Origin of the sequence: Sulfitobacter sp. G21635-S1 (assembly GCF_027213915.1) — a bacterium.
GTDB lineage: Bacteria > Pseudomonadota > Alphaproteobacteria > Rhodobacterales > Rhodobacteraceae > Sulfitobacter.
In genome coordinates, this window is record NZ_JAPWGV010000028.1 from 1 (window position 1) to 23,544 (window position 23,544).

Below are 23,544 nucleotides of genomic sequence, written 5' to 3' on the forward strand. Positions count from 1 at the left end.
GCGAACATCCGGGATGGCAGAGGCAAAATCCGCCGCGCCCCGCAGGGGTTTCGCCAAAATTGCCCATTTCTGCGTTAAGAGAGCTTGAAATAGCTGGCTATTCCTGCGCTCTCTTGCCTGGAACTGAGCAATTTTGGACTGAAACGGGTGGGTGACAATGAATGTCAACACGACCTAGACTCTGGATCCATCATGCTTTGCTGCATTGAAGCAGCGCGCCAATTAAATCATAACACATCCATAAAGTACCCGACTGGACCTGATACCATGCCTTCGATCCATATTCTTCGGCTGTTGACGCCCCTGTTCGTGATGCTGGCCCTGGCCGGTTTTCCCCTGGCCGCGCAACAGCAGGGCAGGCCGCCCCCCACCGTCACGGTGCAGACCGTTCAGCCACAGGACCTGACCCTGACCACCACATTGCCGGGGCGTGTCGTGGCCTCCGGCATGGCGGAGGTGCGCCCGCAAGTCGCCGGGATTGTGACGGACCGGCTGTTCCAGGAAGGCGGACGCGTCGAAGCGGGTGATGTGCTTTATACCATCGACCCGGCAAGCTATCAGGCGGCAGTGGCACAGGCTGAGGCCGCCGTTGCACAGGCCCAGGCGCAGCTGAACGCGGCGCAAAAGGAAGAAGTCCGCCAGCAGGAGCTCGCCTCGCGCAATGTGTCCAGCACCGCGGCGCTTGATACGGCAATTGCGGCGCGGGATTCCGCCCTGGCCGGGTTGCAGGCCGCCCGCGCGCAGCTGAATGCGACGCAGATCGAATTGGACAGGACAAAGATCAAGGCCCGCCTGTCGGGAGAGATCGGCCGGTCGCTGACCAGTCAGGGCGCATTGGTGACGGCCAGTCAGGCCAGCCCGCTGGCTGTGATCCGCAACATAGATACCGTCTATGTCGATGTGACCCAATCCGCCGCAGAGATCATCGAATGGCGGCGTGGCAATGCCGGGGCGCGGATGGGTGACAGCATGGCCGAGGTCAGCCTGACCCTGGCTGACGGCAGTGTCTATGACCAGAAGGGCAGGCTGACTGCGGCAGAGCCGGATGTGAACGAACAGACGGGCGTCGTGGTTCTGCGCATGTCTTTCGACAACCCCGACAAGCTGTTGTTGCCGGGCATGTATGTCCAGGTGGAAATGCCGACACGTATCGCCAAGGCGGTTTTCCTGGTGCCGCAAGAGGCCGTGAGCCGCAACCGGCGCGGGCAGCCCGTTGCCATGGTCGTGGGGGCAGAAAATGTGGTGGAGGCGCGGCAGCTGACCGTTGTGCAGGACATGGGCGGTGACTGGGTGGTCTCGGACGGGCTGAATGCGGGTGACAGGATCGTGACGGTCGGGCTGCAGATGGCCAGCCCGGGTGCCACCGTCACACCGGAGGAGCCTGACGCCGCTGCGCCAGCCGCATCCGGGGATGCGCCCGCCGCACCCGCGGCAACACAAACCGAATAATCAAGAGCCGGGAAACCCATGGCACGTTTTTTCATCGACCGACCGATTTTTGCCTGGGTCATCGCGATTTTCATCATGGGCGTGGGCATCCTGTCCATCCTGACCTTGCCGGTTGCGCAATATCCGCAGATCGCGCCGCCTACGGTGTCGGTCAATGCGGCCTATCCGGGCGCCTCTGCCGATACGGTGGCCAATACCGTCACCCAGGTGGTTGAACAGCAGATGACCGGGCTGGACGGGCTGCGATACATCTCGTCCAATTCGACATCTTCCGGCAGTTCCAGCGTGACCCTGACCTTCGAGACCGGAACCGATCCGGATATCGCGCAGGTTCAGGTCCAGAACAAGCTGGCCCAGGCCACCGCATTGCTGCCGGAGGTCGTGCAACGGCAGGGCGTGACGGTGCAGAAGTCCTCCTCCGGCTTCCTGATGGTGATCGGGTTGATTTCCGAAGATGGAAAGCTCGACGCCACCGATCTTGGCGACTACCTGACCACCAACCTGGTCAATGAACTCAGCCGGGTCGAGGGGGTGGGCAGTGTCCAGGTATTTGGTGCCCAATATGCCATGCGCATCTGGCTGGATCCCGCCAAACTGGCGGCATTCGAACTGACCCCCGGCGATGTTGTTGCCGCCGTCTCTGCCGAGAACGCACAGATTTCCGCGGGGGCCTTTGGTTCACTGCCGTCGGTTGAGGGACAGCAGCTGAACGCGACAATCACGGCGCAATCGCTGTTACGCACGCCCGAGGATTTCCGCCAGATCGTGCTGCGCGCAGAAACCGACGGCGGGCTGGTGCTGGTCAATGACGTGGCACGGGTCGAAATCGGCGCGGAAAGCTATGCCACCATCTCGCGCTACAACCGCAACCCCTCTACCGGCATGGCGCTGAGCCTGGCACCCGGGGCCAATGCGCTTGAAACGGCGAATGCGGTGGAAGCCCGCATGGAGGAACTGGCAGCGTTCTTTCCCGAAGGGGTCACCTATGTCGTGCCCTTCGACACCACGCCCTTTGTCACCATCTCCATCGAAGAGGTGATCAAGACGCTGGTGGAAGCCATCGTGCTGGTTTTCCTGGTCATGTACCTGTTCCTTCAGAACTTCCGCGCAACACTGATCCCGACACTGGCCGTTCCGGTGGTGCTGCTGGGCACTTTCGGCGTGATGGCGGTGCTTGGTTTCTCGATCAATACGTTGACCATGCTTGCCATGGTGCTGGCCATCGGTTTGCTGGTGGATGACGCGATTGTCGTGGTCGAGAACGTCGAGCGGATCATGGAGCAGGAGGGTCTGAGCCCGGTCGAGGCGACCCGCAAGTCGATGGATCAGATCACCGGCGCGCTGGTGGGCATCGCGGTGGTATTGTCTGCGGTTTTTGTTCCCGTGGCCTTCTTTCCCGGCTCAACCGGTGTGATCTACAAACAGTTTGCGGTGACCATCATTTCGGCCATGTCGCTCTCTGTCGTTGTTGCACTCACGCTGACGCCCGCGCTCTGCGCGACGCTGCTCAAATCCAATGGCCACGGTAAAAAGCGGGGTCCGTTCAAATGGTTCAACAGCGGCTTTGACCGCTTGCGCGGCGGATATACCGGGCTTGTCGGGGGCATCGTCCGGCATCCGTTCCTCAGCGGGATATTCTATCTGGCGATCATTGCGGCGATGGGCGCTCTGTTCCTGCGGACGCCACAGGGCTTTTTGCCGGATGAGGATCAGGGCATTCTCTTTACGCTTGTACAGGCGCCCACCGGGGCAACGGCAGACCGCACGCTCGACGTGATCAAACAGGTCGAGGATTACTATCTCACACAGGAAACCGAGATGGTTGAATCGGTCTTTGGCGTTGTCGGCTTCAGCTTTGGCGGGCAGGGGCAGAACATGGGCCTTGTTTTTGTCCGGCTCAAAGACTGGGACAAACGCACCACGCCGAACCTCAGCGCGCAAGCCCTTGCAGGGCGCGCCTTTGGCGCGTTCAGCCAGATCAGGGATGCGATGGTCTTTCCGGTCGTGCCGCCTTCGGTGATCGAACTGGGGAACGTGTCTGGTTTCGATTTCTACCTGCAGGCGCGGGGCGGACAGACCCATGAGCAGCTTCTGGATGCGCGCAACCAATTGCTGGGCATGGCCGCTCAAAGCCCGTTGATCGCCTCGCTGCGCCCAAGCGGGCTGGAAGATGCGGCACAGTTCAATCTGGACATCGACTGGCGGCGTGCCGGGGCAATGGGTGTGACGGCAAGTGACGTCGGGAACCTGCTGACCATCGCCTGGGCGGGACGCTATGTGAACGATTTCATCGACGAAGGCCGCATCAAACGGGTCTATGTGCAGGGCGAAGCCGACGCGCGGGCGCTGCCATCGGACCTGAAGAAATGGCGCGTGCGCAATTCCAGCGGTGGTCTGGTTCCTTTCGCGAATTTCACCGATGCAAGCTGGAGCTTCGGCCCGCAGGGTGTAAGCCGCTACAACGGGGTCCCGGCGATGCAGATGCAGGGATCGCCCGCAGCTGGCGCCAGCACCGGGGAAGGGCTGGTAGAGCTGGAGCGGCTGGCAAGCCAGCTTCCTCCCGGCTTTGCCATCGCGCCCACGGGCCTGTCGCTTGAAGAACAGGAATCCGGAAATCAGGCACCGTTGCTCTATGCGCTTTCGCTGGCGGCGATCTTCCTTGCGCTGGCGGCACTTTACGAAAGTTGGTCGATTCCGTTTGCCGTGATGCTGGCCATGCCAATCGGGGTTCTGGGGGCGCTGACCGGTGCCTGGCTGGGCGGTTTCGAAAACGGCGTGTTCTTTCAGGTCGGCCTGCTGACAGTGATCGGCCTGACCGGCAAGAATGCCATTCTGATCGTGGAATTCGCCCGCGACCTGCGCCAGGAAGGCGAGAGCATCATCGAAGCCGCGCTGGATGCAGCAAGGCAGCGGTTCAGACCGATCATCATGACATCGATGGCCTTCTCGCTGGGGGTATTGCCGCTGGTGCTGAGCAGCGGTGCCGGATCTGGCGGGCGCACGGCGATCGGCAGCGGGGTTCTGGCAGGGACCATCGCGGCAACGATATTCGGTGTGCTTTTCGTGCCGTTCTTCTTTGTGATCATCGCGCGCCTGACCCGCGGCAGGAAAGCCGCGTAGCGCCGACGGGATCAAGATTTTTCAGCCCGGTGGCCTGAAAAACCGCCGGGCTGAAAAATGCGGCAGGCTCAGGTAGGCTTACATCGAGACAAGATGTGATCTATTCCCGATAAGCATAGTTATGTAATTTATTTCGTTGCCTGCTGCGCGCGCCTTTGGCCTCTCCGCGTTTGCCACCAAAAGCGCATCTGTTCGACCTTGACGAATGATCCAGAAAGGTGATCGAATCTGGGCAAATGATAAAAAGCCGCATCACCCTGAAGCAATTGGAAGCCTTTGTCGGCGTCGTTGACATGGGGTCCTTTCGCAAGGCCGCAGCCATTCTCGGCACGACACAGCCGAATATCTCCAGCCGGATTTCCTCACTGGAGGAAAATCTTGGTGTCATCCTCATGCATCGCGACGCGGGTTCCGTCAGGCTGACCGAAAAAGGCAAGGCGCTGCTGGTTTCTGCGCGACAGGTGCTATGGAATGCCGAAGCCTTTCTCGAAGCGGCCGAGCGGCGGGATCTTGTGGAGGACCGGCTGCGGCTTGGGGTTACGGAGCTGATCGCCTGTACCTGGCTGCATGCCTTTCTGCGCCGGTTCAGAGAGGTCTATCCCTCGGTTGGGGTCGAACTGGAGGTCGGCCTCTCCTCCGAGATCGAAAAGCAGCTTGCAACGGGTCAGATCGACCTGGCTTTGCAGATCGGGCCCTTCGACTACGATATCGGCAGCGCGCTGCCGCTGCGGACCTACCGCTACGCCTGGATTGCAGCGCCGGAACTGGCCGGAGACAACGCCGGGCACAGGCCGATGACGGCTTTGCTGAAATCTCCTGTTCTTACCCACGGCAGGCACACGCTGGCCACGCGGGAACTGGCAAAATTTGCCGAGGCTGGAAACCTGGCGACGGATCAGATCGTCTATTCCAGCAGCCTTGCCTCTTGCGTCCAGATGGCGATTGACGGCGTGGGCTTTGCCCTCTTGCCCGCCGCATTGGTCCGCGACCAGCTGAAGGCGGGGAACCTGGTTGAAGTCGCGACGGACTGGCTGCCAACCGCGCTTGAGTTTCACGCACGCTTCGATGACAGCCGCGTGCCGAGGTTTGTTTCGGTGGCCGCCGGATATGCGATTGAGACTGCAGATGCCTGGGATGAATAGATCAAGAAAATTTATCACCCTTAGAAGATATAAGAATTTGTCTTGATCTGCGGTCTGTGCAACCTCGGGGCAAGTTCACCCCCGCCGCAGCGCCCGACATGACACGCAGCTGCGCCGGGTCAGAGACCATCTTTTTGCCCGATCGTGAAAGAGAGATAGAATGAAGTCAGCAACAATTCGTCTTGGCGTCGACATTGGCGGAACCTTTACCGATGTCGTGTTGGAAAAAGGCGGCGTGCCCTACTCTACCAAGGTGCTGACCACCTATGCGGCCCCTGAGAATGCGATCATCGACGGCATGCACCAGGTCTGCGCCAAGGCGGGGATTGCACCGGGCGATATCGGGCAGATCATCCATGGCACCACCCTGGCGACCAATGCGCTGATTGAACGGCGCGGTGCAAAGACGGCGCTGATCACCACGGAAGGGTTCCGCGATGTGATCGAAATGCGGACGGAAAGCAGATTTGAGCAATATGACCTGAACCTGACACTTCCCGAACCATTGCTGCCGCGTCAGATGCGTTTCACGGTGTCTGAGCGGGTCAATGCGCGCGGCGAGGTCATGATCCCGCTTGACCGCGCGGCGGTCGAGGCCGTTGCCGACCAGATTGCGGAAGCAAATGTCGAAAGTGTCGCGGTCGGTCTGATCCATTCCTATCTCAACCCCGATCACGAGCGCCTGATCCGCGATGTGTTGGCAGAACGTCTTCCCGATGTGGCGGTGTCGATTTCTTCCGAAGTTTCGCCCCAGATGCGCGAATACGAACGCTTCAACACGGTGGTCGCTAACGCCTTCATCAAGCCGTTGATGGCCTCCTATCTCGGTCGGCTCGAAAACCGTCTGCGCGACGAGGGTGTCGATTGCCGCATTTTCCTGATGCATTCGGGGGGTGGCATCATTTCGATTCAGAACGCAGCCGATTTCCCTGTGCGTCTGGTTGAAAGCGGCCCCGCCGGGGGTGCTGTCTTTGCCGCGCATATCGCGGCGCGCTACGGGCTGGACAAGGTGCTGAGTTTTGACATGGGGGGCACCACCGCCAAAATCTGCCTCATCAAGCACCAGACACCCAAGACCAGCCGGGTGTTCGAGGTTGCGCGGACTTACCGGTTCAAGAAGGGCTCGGGCATGCCGATTTCGATCCCGGTGATCGACATGGTCGAGATCGGCGCGGGCGGCGGATCACTGGCGCATGTGGATACGATGCGCCAGATCCGCGTCGGACCGGAAAGCGCCGGGTCCGAACCCGGCCCTGCCTGCTATGGGCGCGGCGGTGAACGCCCCGCGGTGACCGATGCCGATCTGGTTCTGGGCAAGCTTGACCCCGACAATTTCGCGGGCGGGACGATCAGGCTGGATACCGCGAATTCGCATGATGCTTTGAATGCCTACATCGGCAGCAAGCTGGATATGGAAGCGGTGGAGGCTGCCTTTGGCGTCGCCGAAATGGTGGATGAGAACATGGCCAATGCCGCAAGGGTTCATGCGGTGGAGAATGGCGAAGACCTGTCCGAATACACGATGATCGCCTTCGGCGGCGCCGCCCCCCTGCACGCCGGGCGGCTCTGTGAGAAACTGGGTGTGAACCGTCTGATCGTGCCGCCCGGTGCCGGTGTCGGTTCGGCCATCGGCTTTCTGCGCGCGCCTTTCAGCTTTGAGGCCAACCGCTCCGTCTACATGCGGCTGAGCGACTTTGACGAGAGCCTGATCCGTGATCTGCTGACCGAGCTGCGGGACGAGGCCACCGGTTTCGTGCGGACCTGCGATGAGGTCAGCCCGATCCTGGCGGAGTTCAAGGTCTACATGCGGTACGCAGGACAGGGCTGGGAGATTCCCATCGGCCTGACCGAAGCCCAGGCGATGAACCCCGACGCCGCCACATTCCTCGCGCGGTTCGAAGAGGAATATGCCAAACTCTTCGGGCGCACGGTGTCCGGCATGGATATCGAGATCACGGTCTGGTCGGTCAACGCCACGACGCCGCCGGAAAAGGTGGCACCCGTGGAGGCTACCGAAAGCCGCGCTGTTGCGGACGCCAGCGGCACAAGGCAGCTTTTTGACGCGGGTCTTGGGGCATTTGCCTCGGCTCTGGTGGTGGAACGGAGCAATCTGAAATCCGGCCATACCGTGCAGGGCCCCGCCGCGCTGACCGAAGACGAAACCACGATCATCATTCCCGACAGCCGCGCTGCCATTCAACGGCCCGATGGCTGTATCGACATTGTCCTGAAAGGAGCCTGAACGATGGCAACCAAACATTCCAATGTCTCGTTCCAGGTGATGTGGAACCGTCTGATCTCGGTGGTCGAGGAACAGGCACAGGCGCTTGTCCGCACGGCCTTTTCCACCAGCGTCCGCGAGGCAGGCGATTTGTCGGCGGGCGTCTATGACACCCATGGCAGGATGCTGGCGCAGGCGGTGACGGGGACGCCGGGGCACGTCAATGCCATGGCAGATGCGGTTGCGCATTTCATCCGGCGGATCGGCCGCCAGAACATGTTCGAGGGCGACGTCTACCTCACCAATGATCCCTGGGAAGGCACCGGCCACCTGCACGACATCACCATGGTCACGCCCTCCTTTCACAAGGGTGTCCTCGTCGGCTTCTTTGCCTGTACCGCCCATATCGTTGACATCGGCGGTCGCGGTTTTGGTGCAGATGCGGCCAGTGTCTATGAGGAGGGTCTCTATCTGCCGATCATGAAGTTCGCCGAACGCGGTGAGGTGGACGAAACCCTGATCCGGATTGTGCGTGGCAACGTGCGCGAACCCGACCAGCTGATCGGCGACATGTACGCGCTGGCGACCTGCAACGGGATCGGCCATCGCCGGCTGATCGAGATGATGACGGAATTCGATCTGGCGGATCTGGAGGGGATCGCGACCTTCATCCTCGACAACTCCCGCCGCGCCACGCTGGAGCGCATTGCCGCCCTGCCCCGCACCTCGGCGGAGGGTGAGATGACCGTTGACGGCTTCGATGTGCCGATCACGCTGAAGGTAAAGGTTACGGTGCATGAAGACCGGATCGTGTCTGATTTCACCGGGACAAGCGGGCTGGACAAGAAGGGCATCAACTGCCCGCTGGTCTATACCAAGGCCTATGCCTGCTATGCGCTGAAAGTGGCGATTGCGCCGGAGATCCCGAACAACCATGCCTCTCTGGCCCCCTTCGAGATCGAAGCGCCGGAGAACACCATCGTCAACGCGGTGCATCCCGCGCCTGTCGCGCTGCGACATATCGTGGGCCACTTCGTGCCGGACACGGTGTTCAACGCCTTTGACAAGATCGTGCCTGGCCTTGTCCCGGCGGAGGGCGCGGGCTGTCTGTGCAACTTTCAGGTCTCGCTCCGGCCCCGGTCCGATGGGCCCGCGCCCGCCGATGCGCGGCGGTCCGAGGTGCTGACCTTCAACTCCGGCGGTTCAGGGGCGCGGCCCGAGTTCGACGGGTTGAACGCAACCGCCTTCCCCTCCGGTGTGATGACCATGCCGATCGAGGCGACAGAGCACGCAGGCCCGGTCATCATCTGGCGCAAGGAGTTGCGCCCCGACAGCGGCGGCGCGGGCCGGACGCGTGGCGGGCTGGGTCAGTTCATGGAAGTGGGCGCGATGGAAGGGCATGAATTCGACATTCAGGCCATGTTTGACCGGGGCCAGCATCCGGCACGGGGCAGTCGCGGCGGCCTGAACGGCGCGCCCACCACCATCGCGCTGGACGATGGCACGGAAATGCGCGTGAAGGGCAAGCAGTTTGTTCCCCATGGCAGGAAGGTCGTCATGGCCTTCCCCGGTGGGGCCGGCTACGGCGACCCCAAGAGCCGCGACAAGGCTCTGGTCCGGCGCGATCTTGCGCGTGGCTATATCTCTGCCGAGACCGCTGCCCGCGACTACGGGCTGGGCGCAGAGGAGATCAGGGAAATCGAAGCTGCGATACGAAAAGGCGAGGACCTGTAAAAACACACAGGCGCCCCGCCGCCGGGGCGTCTATCTTCCCATGGTGTAGAATTCCGCGTTCGGCCGCATTGACGTGAAATTCGCCATCCGGTTCGACAGGCCGAAGAAGGAGGTCACACCGGCGATGTCCCAGATATCCTCATCGGTGAAACCATGCGCGTGCAGGTCTTCGAAATCCCGCGTGCAGATCGCCTGGGCATTGTTCGAGACCTTCATGGCAAAATCCAGCATCGCCATCTGGCGCGGCGTAATGTCGGCCTTGCGGTAGTTGATGGCCACCTGATCGGCAATCAGCGGATCCTTTGCCCGGATGCGCAGGATCGCGCCATGGGCAACCACGCAATACTGACAGCCATTGTCGTTGGAGGTGGCGACGATGATCATCTCGCGGTCCGCCTTGGTCAACCCGCTGTCCTTTTCCATCAGGGTGTCGTGGTAGGCCATGAAGGCGCGAAACTCTTCCGGGCGGTGTGCGAGGGTCAGGAACACGTTGGGGATGAAGCCTGCTTTCTCCTGCACGCCAAGGATCGTTTCGCGGATGTCCTCGGGCATGTCCTCAAGCGCCGGTGTCGGATAGCGGCTGATGGGTTTGTCTGTCATGTATTGTCCTTTGGGAGAGTGATTTCGGTCATTGCGGGTTCAACCTTCCGGGCCTGCGGGGAAATCAGCCGCTGCCCTGGCGGACCAGCGCGTCGATCTCTTGCTGGTAGACCTCGGAGCTGTCGCGGGTGTTCGCCGCCACGACCTCCACATTGACCATGCAGGTTTGCGCCGATGGCCCCTGCCCGAAGGCCGAGGTCGGAATGTCGAGGGTCAGGACATTGGGATTGCCCGACAGGTCGAGCCCGCTCTCCGGATCCCGCGTCAGCCAGGCCCCGACTGGCAGCACCAGAACGCCCTGACGCAGGGTCTCGGTCAGATGGGCCGTTGCGATGCATTGGCCGCGCGCGTTCCACAGCCGCACGGTATCCCCCTCCCCGATCTGACGCGCCCGGGCGTCTGCCGGATGCATCCGCACCTGTTCGCGTCCCTTGCGCTTCTGCTCAAGGCTGGATGGGCCGGTTTCAAGCTGGCTGTGCAGGCGGCCCGGCGGTTGGCTGGAGATGAGGTGAAGCATCTCATCTGCCTGTGCCATTCCCAGCCATTCCGCAGGCTCCTGCCAGGCGGGATGGCTGGGAAATCCGGGCAGGTCCAGCTCGGCCAGCTTTTTGCTGCCAAGCACGATCTTCCCGCTTTCCGTTTGCAGCGGGTTGGCCGCCGGGTCGTCCCTGAACGCGGCCAGATAGGTGTTGTCCCTTGTCATCGGCACCTGCACCCAGCCCTGTTCCCAGAAGTCATCGAAATCTGGCAGCCGGGTATCGGTGGCGGTGCGGATGTAATCCGCGCTTTGCTGGTAGAGATGGCGGATCCAGCCCATCTCGTCCCGCCCCTCGGTAAAAGCCGCCTCGACCCCCAGATGGCGCGCGAGGGCGCTGAATATCTCGTAGTCGGAACGGGCCTTGCCCATCGGCTCGATCACCTTGTGCATTGCCACATAATGTTCAGAGCGCCGTGACCCGGCGATATCGTTGCGCTCAAGCGACGTGGTGGCGGGCAATATGATATCGGCACGGCGCGCCGTCGCCGTCATCATTGGATCCTGCACGATGATGGTTTCGGGGCGCTGCCAGGCCTCTTGCAGGCGGTTGAGGTCCTGATGATGGTGATAGGGGTTGCCGCCCGCCCAATAGACCAGCCGGATGTCCGGATAGCTGTGGGTCTCACCCTGATAGGTGAAGGGCGCCCCCGGCGACAACAGCAGGTCGCTGATGCGGGCCACCGGAATGAAACTGTCGATGGGCTTCGGCCCCTGTGACATACCGGGTGAGACTCCTTCCCCGAACGGGCCGCCGACCCCGTTGAGCGACCCGAAGCCATAGGCGACGCCGCCGCCCTTCAGCCCGATCTGCCCGATCAGCGCGGCAAGCCCCAGCGCCGACCAATAGACATGCTCGCCATGATGCGCCCGCTGCAAGGCCCAGCTCAGCGTCAGGAAACTGCGGGTGGCGGTCAGGCTCCTGGACAGGTCCCGAATCTGCGCGGCGGGAATGCCGGTGATCGCTTCGGCCCATTCCGCGTTCTTCTCGACATCATCCGTCTTTCCCGAAAGGTAATCGAGAAACTGCCCGGCCCCGCTGGTATGGCGATCCAGAAAGTCCTGATCGTGGCGGCCATCGCCCAGGATTTCACCCGCCAGCCCCAGCATCAGGGCCGCATCGGTGTTTGGTCTGATCGGCCACCAATCGGCCTCCATCCAGTCCGGCAGATCGTCCTTGCAAGGCGAGACGTGGACGATCCTGACCCCGGCCTCGCGCAGCTTTCTCAGCATCTCGGGCAGCAGATGCGTGGCCAGACCCCCGGCTTCGGATTGGGCTGTGCGGGGGGTGAGAGCGCCAAACACCACCAGGGTCTCTGTGTTGCCGGGCAGCGTATCCATGGTTGTCGCCCGGCCAGAGCAGGCGTCGGCACTGCCCAGAACATGCCGCAGGATCACCGGACCTGCAGCAATTGAATAGGTATCGACATGGCCGGTATAGCCGCCCACGAGGTTCAGCATCCGCTTGAGCAGGGTCGCCGCATGGTGGAACCGCCCGCAGCTTGTCCAGCCGTAGGAGCCGGCAAAGATCGAGGCGTTTCCGTGATCCTGGCTGATGCGCCCTATTTCCCCGGCCACCAGCGAAAGCGCCTCCTCCCAGCTTACCGGGATGAACCTGTCATTCCCGTTGCGGGCCCGATTGCCGACGGCACCGCCGGGTTGCCAGCCCTCGCGCACCATCGGTTGCAGGATGCGACGGTCCGTCTTGGTCCATTCCGTCACCGAAGGAATGATCGGGGACGGGTCCGGATCGCCCTTGAACGGCTCCGTGCCGACAAGGCGGCCGTTTTTGACCAGGCAGGTGAATGCACCCCAATGAGTGCAATGCGGGATCCGTTGTGCCATCGGAATTTCCTTTGTCGGGGTTCGCGGGCCGGGACCGCGGCGTGGCCCGCGGGTTCTTTTCAGGACAGAGTAATAACGTTTGAATGCTTGCGCATGAACTCTTCGTTCAGTTCCACGCCGAGCCCCGGCCCGTCCGGCACGGCAAAGCGTCCCTTTACCGGCTGAAGATCCTGCAGACAGATGTTCCGGTTGCCTTCCAGCGTCGAATAGATGTGATGCTCGTGGATCTCGAAATTCGGGATGGAGGCCTCCACATGCAGGGCAGCGGCGGTGGAGATCGGCGTGCCGCAGACATGCCCCTGCACCGTCACCTCGTAGATATGTGCCATGTCGCAGACTTTCTTGCCTTCGGTTATGCCCCCGACAAGGCAGAAGTCCGGCTGCACCATGTCGAAGGCGCCATCCTCCAGATATTCCCGGAACTGCCAGCGGGTGAAAATTCGTTCTCCCCCGGTCATGCGGGTCGAGGGCATGCGTTGTTTGAGTTCCCGGGCCGGGAGGGCGCTGTTATAGTTCACGGCCTCTTCGACCATGAAGAGATCGAGATGCTCCAGCGCTTCCACCAGCCGCTGGCCGCCGGTGATCGAGGTCAGCGAATGCAGTTCAAGGATAATGTCGATATCCGGGCCGATGGCTTCGCGGATGGCAGTCATCCGGTCGACCGTGCGGTCCACGATCTCTCGGGTCAGCGCGCCTTTCAGGGTAAGCGGCGGCTGGATTTTCTTTTCCGTGTCGATCATCACCGGATCGACCTTGATGGCATCATAGCCTTCATCGACCGCGTGCATTGCCGCTGCCGCATATTCCTCGACCGAGCCGCAGGGGTCCATCCCGTCATTCCAGCCGAACTGGGTCTGGCTGGCATAGGTGCGCAGGTTGTCGTTGACCTTGCCGCCCAGCAGTTTCCAGACCGGCATGTCCAGCGCCTTGCCGATGATGTCCCAGCAGGCGATGTCGATGGCGCTCATTGCGCCATTGACGATCGGGCCGCAGGCACCGCCCCAGAAGGTCTGCCGGGTCAGGGTGTCAAAGATCTTTTCCCGTTCAAACGGGTCCATCCCGATGACGAAGCCTTCGACGAAATCGCGCAGGGCACCGACCCCGCCATGATGCGCGGCCCCATAGGCAAGACCCACCTCGCCGATGCCGGTCAGCCCCTCGTCGGTCGTCAGTTTCAGGATGATCGGCCGCCAGCCGGTCTTGGTGTTGTGGCGCTCCGAAAGACGGATGGTTGCGCTGTAGATTTCTGCCGATACGATCTTCAAGTCCGTGCTCCAAGTTTGAATGTGTCTGTTGTTGCCACCTTCGGGGCAACCTTACGCCCTGTGTCCGCCCGTCGCATTTCGTCTGCCGAAGTGCGGCGGCTTACGCCCGGGCGGGGAATGACGCGCGACGATATCTCTGGTTGGAAATCGACTGCTGTCACGAAAGTCGGGATCGGGCAGAACCACGGAACCGGCGCGAACCCGGTCAGGGCCACATGAGCCGTCTTCAGCAAGTGTTTCACAATTTCCCAGCTTTTATCGTATAGCGATTTTGTATTTTGTATATCAAACTAGTATCCTCAAAACTGTGCGGTCAATAATAATTTTTGACCTGGGATGCCCGTTCGGCTTTAATGCCCTTCAACTTTCCGAAGAGAATGGGGAACCTGGCGATGGGGTCGAACGCGCTTCTCAAGGCGTTGCAGGTGCTTGAGACCTTTCAGAACGACACTGGCGCGCTCACGGTTCAGGATATGGCCGATCTGACCCGGCAAACCAAAAGCTCCGCCCAACGCAGCGTCTATACGCTTGAAAAGCTGGGGTATCTGGAACGCTACGACGACGGTGCCCGCTATGTGCCGGGACGATCCTGCCTGGGTCCGGCTTATGGATTTCTGCAAAACAACCGGTTGCTGGAGGCCGCGACACCCTTCCTGCTGGACCTCTCCGAAAAAGTCGGCATGCGGGCACACCTTTCCGTGCTGGAAGGGACCGATATCATCTACCTGTCCCGTATCCCGTCGCAGGAAGAGCGGCTGACCCTCTCGCCGTTGGGAAAACGCTGGCCTGCGGTCAATGCCAGTTCCGGCCGGGCGATTCTGGCGGCCCTGCCCGCAGAGGAACGGGAGCGCATTATCACGGCATCACGGTTGAAGAAGATCACATCCCAGACGCTTGTCGATCTGCCCTCTATCTCCGAGGCCATCCAGAAAGCGAAGGCCGACGGCTACGCTTACCAGCGCGAGGAGGTTCTGCCCGGCGTCGCCTCTGTCAGTTCGGCTGTTGTCGGAACAAATGGCCAGGTGTACGGCGCGGTCATTCTGAGCGGCCCCGTGGCCAGGTTCCAGGATTCCGAAGACAGGCACAGGTTGGGCGAGGCGGTAGTGCAGGCCACCTGTTCAATCGGGGCATGCAACCTGTCATGAGAATGGTCGAAGCTCTGGACAACGCGCAGCGGGACGGCGAAAAGCAGGATCCAAGGTTTCTGACCTCGGTGGCGCGCGGGTTCCGGGTGCTGGAGGCCCTGTCGGCACATTATGGTGCGATGTCGCTGACCGAGCTGTCGCGCAAGACCGACCTGACCGTACCCACGCTTCAACGCTTGACGGCAACCCTTGTCGAAGCCGGCTACGTTGAAAAGGAGCCGAGTACCAAGCGCTACGGTCTGACGGTCAAGACCGTCGACCTGCTGTTCAGTTACCTCTCTCGCAACCAGTTCGCCGAACGCGCCTGGCCGCATCTTGTGCACCTCAGGGAAACCCTGGGCGTCAGCATTTCGATGTCGATACCGCTGCAGGATTCGATGATCTATGTCCACCGCCTCGCGGCCTATGCGGGCGATTTCGAAAACACGCTGCCGGGAAAAAAGATCCCGCTGTGCCTGTCCGCCGCTGGCCGCTGTGTCCTGTCGCAGCAGCCCCGGCAGGTCGTGGAACGCTACCTCGCGCAGGTTACCATACCGGCCCTCACCCCCTTCTCTCTGACCGATCCCGAGAAGATCCTGGCCGAAATCGACCTCTGCCGCGTGCGGGGCTATGCCCTTGTCAAACGGGAGACCTCCCCGGGGCTGATGACCATCGCATGCCCGGCGATGCGGGGTAAAACCGCCATCGCCGGAATATCCGCGCATGTCCCCCTTGCTGGCAACGACGAGGAGGCATTTGTCGCCAAAGTGTTGCAGCCCGTCGTCTCGGTCTCTCATGCATTGAGCGCCGGATGAAGGCGGGTGGTGCAATCAAATTCTCCGGTTACCTGCCGGAATTCGGAACCTGTATCGTCAATGAAACCGGCAACGTGAGATCATGAACCTGCGCTTCCTCCGAACCGTCGTCGAACTGGCGCAAAGCCCGTCGTTGAACGCCGCCGCCAAGAAACTCAACCTCAGCCATTCGGCGGTGAGCCTGCAGATCAAGGCGCTGGAGGAAGAACTCCAGTTCGCCATACTTGATCGGTCCAAGCGCCCGCCCATCCTGACCCCGCAAGGGCTGGCCCTTGTCGAACAAGCGCGCCGGATGGAGGATGTCGTGAGCGACATTCAGGCGCTGGCGGACACCACCCGTTTTTTCGGCAGGGTCTCTGTGGGTGCTGCCCCCTCCACCATCCAGACGCTGGTGGCGCCGACACTCGCCAGGCTCAGCGTCGAACACGCGGACCTTGAGATCGAACTGATCGCCGGGCTGTCCCATGACCTGATCAACATGGTTCTGGACGGGTCGATCCATGTGGCGCTGGTGACCGATCCGGGGGCATCTTATCCAAACCTTGCAACCTTGCCGGTCTGCAGCGAACCGTTTCAGCTGTGGGTGTCGGATCTGGAGACATCGGACGATTATCATACGATCCTGCGCACCCGGCCCTTCATATGGTTCACCCGCAGCACCGCCCTGTCCCGTCGCGCGGAGGCTTACCTGCAAAGGAACAGGATCAATGTCCTGTCCAAAATGGATGTGAACTCCTTTGAAGGTGTCGAAGCGCTGGTCCGTCACAATCTGGGCATTTCGATCCTGCCCAAACGGGCGCTTGCTCCCCCTCCGCGCGGGATAAGGGCCATTGATCTGGAGGGCGGGGAGCTGAACCGCGAAGTCGTTCTGGCGAGCCGAAGGAACTCTCCGCGCAAACAGCTTGTGCAACGGATACATGAGGTGCTGCTGTCACTGATTGAAGGGCAATCGGCGGAGGCAGATGGCGGTACGGAAACCGACACTCCATTGGTGTAACCTCACCACACAGGGCGATGCTGCGCATCTTGATCCGGGCTCTGGTGATTGCCAGCTGCAATGAAAGTTTTTTCAACATTAGATTAAAGAATTTCAACCTAACGTATGAATATCTAACGGCCCTATGATCAGCGAAAGATGGTCAAAGGAAAAACCTGATGAGCAACGCATCCCTGGGCAATCTCCGGATTCTGGATCTCAGCCGAATTCTGGCCGGACCTTCCTGTACCCAGATGCTTGGCGATCTTGGCGCGGATATCATCAAGATCGAACGCAAGGGTGTTGGTGACGACACCCGCACCTGGGGACCTCCCTTTGTCACCCCGAAGGAAGGCCGCGCGACGGAAAGCGCCTATTATCTTGCCGCCAACCGCAACAAGCGGTCCGTCGAAATTGACTTCAACGACCCGGCGGATCTGGCGCGGCTTCTCGCGTTGATGGAAACCGCCGATGTCGTTGTCGAGAACTTCAAGACCGGGGCGCTGAAGAAATACGGGCTGGATTATTCCCAGCTGGCAGAACGCCTGCCGCGTCTGGTGTGGTGTTCGATCACGGGCTTCGGGCAGACCGGGCCAAATGCGCATCGTCCGGGGTACGATCTGCTGGCGCAGGGGTTTGGCGGGTTGATGAGCATCACCGGCGAGGCTGGCGGCGAGCCGATGAAGGTCGGGGTCGGCATCACCGACCTCTGCACCGGCTTGCACGCCTCCGTTGCGATCCTGGCGGCGCTGCGTCACCGCGATGCGACCGGCGAGGGACAATTGATTGATCTGGCGCTGGCGGATGTGCAAATGGCAATGCTGGCCAACCAGGGCACCAATTACCTCACCTCCGGCACCTCGCCCACACGCGCGGGCAACCAGCATCCGAACATAGTACCCTATCAGGTTTTCGAGGTCCGCGACGGCCATGTGATCGTCGCTGTCGGGAATGATGAGCAGTACAAGCGGTTTTGCGGGTTGATCGGGCGGCCGGACCTGGCTGAAGATCCGCGTTTCGTCACCAACCCCCTGCGGATCGAAAACCGCAAGGAAATCGTCTCGCTAATTGCCAAGACACTGCGGGATATCACCCGTGACGACCTGCTGAAGGGGATGGAAGACCGGGGCATCCCCGGAGGGCCGATCAACACGGTCGGGGAAGCGCTTGAAAGCGACCAGGCCCGTGCCCGCGGCATGAAGATCGAAATGGCGCAGGAATACGCCCAGTCCGGTTCGGTCAGCCTGATCGGCAATCCGATCCGAATGTCCAGAACCCCCGTCACCTACAGGTTCGCCCCGCCGAAACTCGGCACGGATACGCCCCTGGCGTTCTGGGCGGATGCGCAACCCAGCAAGATTTGAGGACCAGATGAACACTCACACCGCATTCAGCACCTACAGGCTGCCGGATAATCCCTGGCTGAGCAAAATGCAGGCCCTGTCAAAGGACATTGCCAGCCGCGCTGCCGAATGGGATCAGACCCGCAGCTATTGCTGGCCCGTGGTCAGGGATCTGGCCAAGGCGGGGCTGATGGGGATGTCCATCCCCCAGCGGTTCGGCGGCGGCGGGGCCAGCTTTCTGCAGGTTGCGCAGGTGGTCGAGGAAGCCGCGCGCAGCTGCACGCTGACCGCCCGCATCCTTGTGGAAGCCAACATGGGCGGCATCAGCGCCGTCATGGCCTATGGCACCGACCAGCAGCGAGAGTTCTGCGCGCCGATCGTGCTGGCCGGGGACAAGCCGGCGATCTGCATCACGGAGCCGGATGCCGGAAGCGCCGCAAGCGAGATGCAGACCCGCGCCGACAGGAAGGGGGACCGTTGGGTCCTGAACGGCTGCAAGCACTGGATCACCGGCGGCGGTGTCTCGAAGCTCCATCTGATCTTTGCCCGATGCTTCGACGAGGGCGGCACGGAGCTGGGGATCGGTGGATTCCTGGTCCATGTGGCCCCGGAGCAGGGTATCGACCCAAAGGGTTTCGAGGTTACCCGCCGCGAACGCACCATGGGGCTTTGCGGGATGCCCGAAGCCGAATTGCGGTTCTCTGATCTTGAGGTTTCCGAGGAGATGCGGCTCAGCACGCCTTCCGGGTTTGGCCGGGGATTTGCCGACCTCATGACCGCCTACAACAGCCAGCGCGTGGGCGCCGGCACCATCGCGATGGGCGTCGCGGCTGGCGCGCTGGACCATGCAAAACGCTATCTGGGCGAGCGCAAGCAGTTTGGCCGGCCGTTGGCCGAATTCCAGGGTCTGCAATGGATGATTGCCGATATGGATGCGCAGGTTCACGCCTCCCGGCTGATGTTGTTCGAAGCGGCGCAATCGGCTGAATGGGACGGCAACCGCTTTCCCGACATGATGATGGCCGCCCGTGCGAAGGCATTTGCATCCGAAAGCGCGATCAAGGTCGTGAGCGATGCGTTGCAGATGTTCGGCGCACGCGGATACGGTGATCAGGAACCGCTTGAAAGAATGTACCGGGACGTGCGCATGTTCACCATCGGCGGCGGTACGGCGCAGATCCTCAAGACACAAGTGGCAGGTGCTGTGCTGGGGATCAAGACTCCGCAAAGCCGCAGTGGCTATGCGCAGAACAAATTCTGACGCGGGGAGGACAACAGAATGTCGATGAAACAATACTCTGACCCCTACGGCCTCGCATTCACGGCGAGCGCTCCCGACAGCGTGGAGACGATTTCCAGGTTCACCACGTCCTACATGGGGTTCCGCCGGGAGACGGGCGCCATCCTGAAGGATTTGACAGAGAGCGACCCGGATATGCCCATGGCGCGCTGTGCCAAAGGTTATCTTGCAAAGCTGATGGGCAGTTCCAACCACTCGGCCCGCGCGGTCTCGATCTCGGAAGATCTGGATGCGCATCTCGAAAAGGTGGGTGCGAACGACCGCGAGAATCTGCATGCTGCCGCCCTGGCGGCCTGGTGCCGTGGAGACCTGGACAAGACAACTTCGATCTGGGAGGAAATTCTTCTGGATCATCCGATGGATGGTCTGGCGCTTCGGCTGGCGCATTTCACGCATTTCTATTCGGGAGACGGCCGGAAAATGCGCGACTCCATGGCGCGGCACCTGCCGCTCTGGCCGAAGGACCACCCGAACTATGGTTTCCTGCTGGGTATGTATGCCTTCGGGCTGGAGGAATCGGGCCAGTTCGAAAAGGCGGAACGTTATGGACGGGCCGCTGTCGAACGGAACCCGAAAGACGCCTGGTCCGTCCACTCCATTGCCCATGTAATGGAAATGACTGAGCGCCAGGAAGAAGGCATCGCATGGATTGCCGGGCTCGAAAGCGACTGGTCGACGGTCAACAACTTCCGCTTTCATCTCTATTGGCACAAGTGCCTGTTCCATCTGGAACGGGGCGAATTCGATCAGGTCCTGAAACTCTATGACGAACAGATTTCCTCGGATATTGAATCGGATTTCTACCTCGACATCTGCAATTGCTCCTCGCTGCTCTGGCGGCTTGAGATGTTCGGCGTAAATGTGGGCGACCGCTGGCGCGCCCTGACGGACGTGGCGCGCAAGCACCTGCATGACCGCGATCTGATCTTTGTGTCGCTGCACTATCTCATGGCATTGGTCGCCAACGGGGACCGCAAGGCGGCGGATCAGATGATCGAGAGCATGCGCGAATGGGCCCAACTGGATGAAACACAGGCACGGATCTGCGCCACCGTTGGCCTGGCCGTGGCCAAAGGGCTGCAACTGTCGCGTGACGGCAAATATGCAGAGGCGGTCGCGGCAATCAAACCCGTGCGCTACGATCTGGACCTTGTGGGTGGCAGCAAGGCACAACGGGACGTCTTCATCATGATCATGCTGGATGCGGCCAAGGCCAGCAACGACGCACTGGTCGCGCGCGCCCTGTTTTCGGAACGCCTGGGCGAAAAAGTGCATTCCAGCTGGACCTGGAAAAATTACAGCACGATCCTGGAATCCAGCGGCAAGTCCGAGGAAGCGGCATTCGCCGCCGGCAAGGCGCAGGAGATCCGCGTAAGCTGAACTGACGCTCCGGCCCCCCGTGCAGCAAAGCCTGATCAAGTGGCGCGGAAGGCTCTGGCCTGTTCGCGATGAAAGTGCATTCAGCCCGCGCTGGCCACAGCCTCTTCGAAGGTGTCGACCATCTCATCCACATGGCCCGTCTCAAGAACAAAGGGCGGCGAGATGATGAAAGTGTCGGCAAGGTTTCGAATGATCACACCCTTTTCCCTGCAGTGGTCCGAAATTCGGCCGCCGACGTTCCGGGAGATGTCAAAGGGCCGCCCCGTCTCCGGATTGGCAAGCTCCACCCCGATCATGAGACCCTGACCGCGCACATCGCCGATCATGTCGTGGCGGCTTTGAACCTCCTTCAGGCGTTTCAGGAAATAGACCCCGACCCGGCCCGCGTTCTCGGGCAGGTTTTCGTCTTCCACGATCCTGAGGCTGGCCAGCGCCGCGGCACAGGCCAGCGGATGCCCGGCGTATGTATTGCCGTGCGCAAAGGCCTTCGGGCTGAATTGCGCCCTGTCCCCCGTGTCAAAGGCTTCGGCCACTTTTGCATTCATCATCGTGGCGCCCAGGGGAATGTAGCCGCTGTTGATGCCTTTGGCGAACGTCATGATGTCGGGTTTGACGCCCCAGTGGCGGCTGCCCATCATCGTGCCCAGTCGGCCAAACCCGGTGACAACCTCGTCCGCGATGAGCAGGATGTCATACTTGTCGCAGATCTCGCGCAGGCGCGGCCAGTAGTTGGCGGGCGGCACGATCACCCCGCCAGCACCCTGTACCGGCTCGGCGATGAAGGCGGCAACGGTGCCCGGACCCTGATACTGAATCTCGCGTTCCAGCATATCGGCACAGATCCGACCCAGTTCTTCGTGATCTTGCGTGTAGGGGTTGCCATAAAGATGGGGTGTTTCGACCTGTATGAAACCGGGCAGAAGCGGTTCGAAATATTCGCGATTTGGCGTGATGCCGTTCGCGGACAGGGCACCAAGCGTGACACCGTGATAGCCGCGCTTGAGAGAGATGATCTTGGTCTTCGCAGCCTCGCCGCGCAGACGCCAGTACTGGCGCACCAGTTTGAACGCGGCTTCCACAGCTTCGGAGCCGCCCGAGGAAAAGAAGGCACGCACCATCCCCTCCGGCCTGGTCAACTGGCACAGACGTTCCGCAAGTTCGACTGACGGCATGTTCGTCGTGCCGCCAAAGATCGTGTAATAGCTGATGCGGTCGAGCTGGGCCTTGATGGCTTCCTTGATCTCCTCCCGCCCGTGGCCGACATTGACGTTCCACAAACCGGCCTGGCCGTCGATGTAGCGTTTGCCGGTGGAATCGGTGATGTACACGCCCTCGCCGCTTTCGACGACGACCGGCGGATTCTCGGTCAGGTGACCGATGTTCGCGAAAGGATACAGGATGCTGTCTGCCAGCCTGCTATTGCTCCGGGTTGCCATTTCAAACCTCCTGGTGGGCCTGCGAAACAGGCCGATATTCTGCGGCAGGAACCGTCAGCCAGCCCGCATTGCCGGGTAGGTTGGACGCGCCTTGCCTGCCCGGACGGGGATCGCCGGGAAATTATCGTAAGATATGCGATGCCGACCGCGTGGTACGACAGGGTCGGAGCGCGCCCATGTCCGTCGGCGCGCCCCGTTCCGGTCCGCCTACTTCAGCAGCTCGGTCCAGATCTTGGTATAAAGTGCCTGAACATCGGCCGGGCAGGTCTGCATGAACGACCCCGCATCGAGATGCTCCTCGGGGATGACGATTTCCGGCGCATCCTGCATGTCTTCGGGCATAAAGGCTGCGGACCCTTCGATGCCATTGGCATAGCGCGCAAAGGCCGAAATCAGCGCGGCATTCTCGGGTGCCATGATGAAGTTCTGGAACAGCTTGGCGTTCTCGACGTTCTGGGCCTCTTTCAGGACGGCGACATTGTCCATCCACAGGGGGTAACCCTCCTTCGGATAGCCATAGACGATATCCGGGTTCTGCAGGCGCGCGCGCATGGTCGCACCGCTCCACCCGGTGCCGCCGGACACATCGCCTTTGACGACCTGCTCGATGGAATCATATTCGATCGAGATCCACTTCGGCTTGGCGGCCTGCAGGGTGTCGCGCACCTTCTTGAGCACTTCCAGGTCGCCTGTGCAAGGCTCGCCGCCTGCATAGGACACTGCCATATGCATGACGTCGGACAGCTCCGGGATGACCGTGACCTTGTCGATCAGTTCCTGCGGCGGATCGAGGAAGATGGCGGAAGTGTTCGGGTCGCCCGAATAGACGGATGTGTTCACGAAAACGCCGGTCGATCCCCATTGCCATGGGACAGAGTAATGTCGGCCCGGATCGAAGGGCACGTCGATCCAGCGTTCCGCCACATGCTCGAAATTCTCCATCTGGTCAGGGCGCGTCTCAAGCAGCAGATCTTCTTCGATCCAGATGTTCAGGACGCTGGAGGAGGTGACCACCATGTCGAGCCCGTGACCGCCCTGGCGGACCTTTGCCAGCGCCGTGTCGTTTGAATCGAAATCCGTGAGCGTGACCTTGACGTCATATTGCTCTTCGAATTTCTCGATCAGCTCGGGGTTGGTGTAATTGCCCCAGTTGAAGATGTTGAGGGTGCCTTCGGCCTGCGCCGCGCCGCTGAAGGCGATCAGCGCGAGGCCCGTTGCGGTTGTTCCGGATTTCCAGTTCATTTTATAGTTCCCTGTTG

The 23,544-nt window shown here is 61.2% G+C and carries 16 protein-coding genes; 11 read left to right on the plus strand and 5 right to left on the minus strand.

Features of this window, described 5'->3' with window-relative positions:
• The first annotated feature begins 312 nt into the window (after positions 1 to 312).
• From O4H53_RS21750 to O4H53_RS21770, 5 genes are all read left to right on the plus strand, one after another.
• Complete coding sequence (locus O4H53_RS21750) at positions 313 to 1,449, plus strand: efflux RND transporter periplasmic adaptor subunit (RefSeq protein ID WP_269367228.1); 1,137 nt, start codon at positions 313 to 315, stop codon at positions 1,447 to 1,449.
• Positions 1,450 to 1,467: 18 nt separating this feature from the next.
• On the plus strand, positions 1,468 to 4,569 hold the full coding sequence (locus O4H53_RS21755; protein ID WP_269367144.1) for an efflux RND transporter permease subunit: 3,102 nt from the start codon (positions 1,468 to 1,470) through the stop codon (positions 4,567 to 4,569).
• A 236-nt stretch (positions 4,570 to 4,805) separates the two neighbouring features.
• Positions 4,806 to 5,711, plus strand: coding sequence for a LysR family transcriptional regulator (locus tag O4H53_RS21760; protein WP_269367146.1), 906 nt, complete (start codon positions 4,806 to 4,808; stop codon positions 5,709 to 5,711).
• Positions 5,712 to 5,871: 160 nt separating this feature from the next.
• Entirely contained in the window at positions 5,872 to 7,953 is a 2,082-nt protein-coding gene (locus O4H53_RS21765; RefSeq protein ID WP_269367148.1) for a hydantoinase/oxoprolinase family protein, read from the plus strand.
• 3 nt (positions 7,954 to 7,956) lie between these two features.
• The gene (locus O4H53_RS21770) at positions 7,957 to 9,666 is read left to right on the plus strand and encodes a hydantoinase B/oxoprolinase family protein (RefSeq protein ID WP_269367149.1); all 1,710 of its coding nucleotides are present in this window, start codon (positions 7,957 to 7,959) and stop codon (positions 9,664 to 9,666) included.
• Between the two features lie 30 nt (positions 9,667 to 9,696).
• Here O4H53_RS21770 and O4H53_RS21775 read toward each other — a convergent pair whose 3' ends face one another.
• From O4H53_RS21775 to O4H53_RS21785, 3 genes are all read right to left on the minus strand, one after another.
• Positions 9,697 to 10,266 (minus strand): peroxidase-related enzyme, encoded by a 570-nt coding sequence (locus O4H53_RS21775; protein ID WP_269367151.1) that lies wholly within the window; start codon positions 10,264 to 10,266, stop codon positions 9,697 to 9,699.
• A gap of 64 nt (positions 10,267 to 10,330) precedes the next feature.
• Entirely contained in the window at positions 10,331 to 12,646 is a 2,316-nt protein-coding gene (locus O4H53_RS21780; RefSeq protein ID WP_269367153.1) for a molybdopterin-dependent oxidoreductase, read from the minus strand.
• Between the two features lie 59 nt (positions 12,647 to 12,705).
• Complete coding sequence (locus O4H53_RS21785) at positions 12,706 to 13,911, minus strand: mandelate racemase/muconate lactonizing enzyme family protein (RefSeq protein WP_269367155.1); 1,206 nt, start codon at positions 13,909 to 13,911, stop codon at positions 12,706 to 12,708.
• A gap of 377 nt (positions 13,912 to 14,288) precedes the next feature.
• Here O4H53_RS21785 and O4H53_RS21790 point away from each other — a divergent pair, with 377 nt between their 5' ends.
• From O4H53_RS21790 to O4H53_RS21815, 6 genes are all read left to right on the plus strand, one after another.
• Positions 14,289 to 15,056 carry an IclR family transcriptional regulator gene (locus O4H53_RS21790; RefSeq protein WP_269367158.1) on the plus strand — a complete coding sequence of 256 codons (768 nt, stop codon included), beginning with the start codon at positions 14,289 to 14,291 and terminating at the stop codon, positions 15,054 to 15,056.
• Positions 15,053 to 15,850 (plus strand): IclR family transcriptional regulator, encoded by a 798-nt coding sequence (locus O4H53_RS21795; protein WP_269367160.1) that lies wholly within the window; start codon positions 15,053 to 15,055, stop codon positions 15,848 to 15,850. The genes O4H53_RS21790 and O4H53_RS21795 overlap by 4 nt, the downstream gene beginning before the upstream one ends.
• An 82-nt stretch (positions 15,851 to 15,932) precedes the next feature.
• Positions 15,933 to 16,847, plus strand: a complete 915-nt coding sequence (locus O4H53_RS21800; protein ID WP_269367163.1) for a LysR family transcriptional regulator — start codon at positions 15,933 to 15,935, stop codon at positions 16,845 to 16,847.
• A 158-nt stretch (positions 16,848 to 17,005) separates the two neighbouring features.
• On the plus strand, positions 17,006 to 18,190 hold the full coding sequence (locus O4H53_RS21805; protein WP_269367165.1) for a CaiB/BaiF CoA transferase family protein: 1,185 nt from the start codon (positions 17,006 to 17,008) through the stop codon (positions 18,188 to 18,190).
• 7 nt (positions 18,191 to 18,197) lie between these two features.
• The gene (gene acdA, locus O4H53_RS21810; RefSeq protein WP_269367167.1) at positions 18,198 to 19,430 is read left to right on the plus strand and encodes a 3-sulfinopropanoyl-CoA desulfinase; all 1,233 of its coding nucleotides are present in this window, start codon (positions 18,198 to 18,200) and stop codon (positions 19,428 to 19,430) included.
• 18 nt (positions 19,431 to 19,448) lie between these two features.
• Entirely contained in the window at positions 19,449 to 20,849 is a 1,401-nt protein-coding gene (locus O4H53_RS21815) for a tetratricopeptide repeat protein (protein WP_269367169.1), read from the plus strand.
• A gap of 80 nt (positions 20,850 to 20,929) precedes the next feature.
• Here the strand turns inward: O4H53_RS21815 and O4H53_RS21820 are convergent, their stop codons facing one another.
• Positions 20,930 to 22,285: an aminotransferase class III-fold pyridoxal phosphate-dependent enzyme gene (locus O4H53_RS21820; RefSeq protein ID WP_269367171.1), complete on the minus strand. Its 1,356-nt coding sequence runs from the start codon at positions 22,283 to 22,285 to the stop codon at positions 20,930 to 20,932.
• Positions 22,286 to 22,492: 207 nt separating this feature from the next.
• Positions 22,493 to 23,527, minus strand: a complete 1,035-nt coding sequence (locus tag O4H53_RS21825) for an extracellular solute-binding protein (protein ID WP_269367173.1) — start codon at positions 23,525 to 23,527, stop codon at positions 22,493 to 22,495.
• Positions 23,528 to 23,544 lie beyond the last annotated feature (17 nt).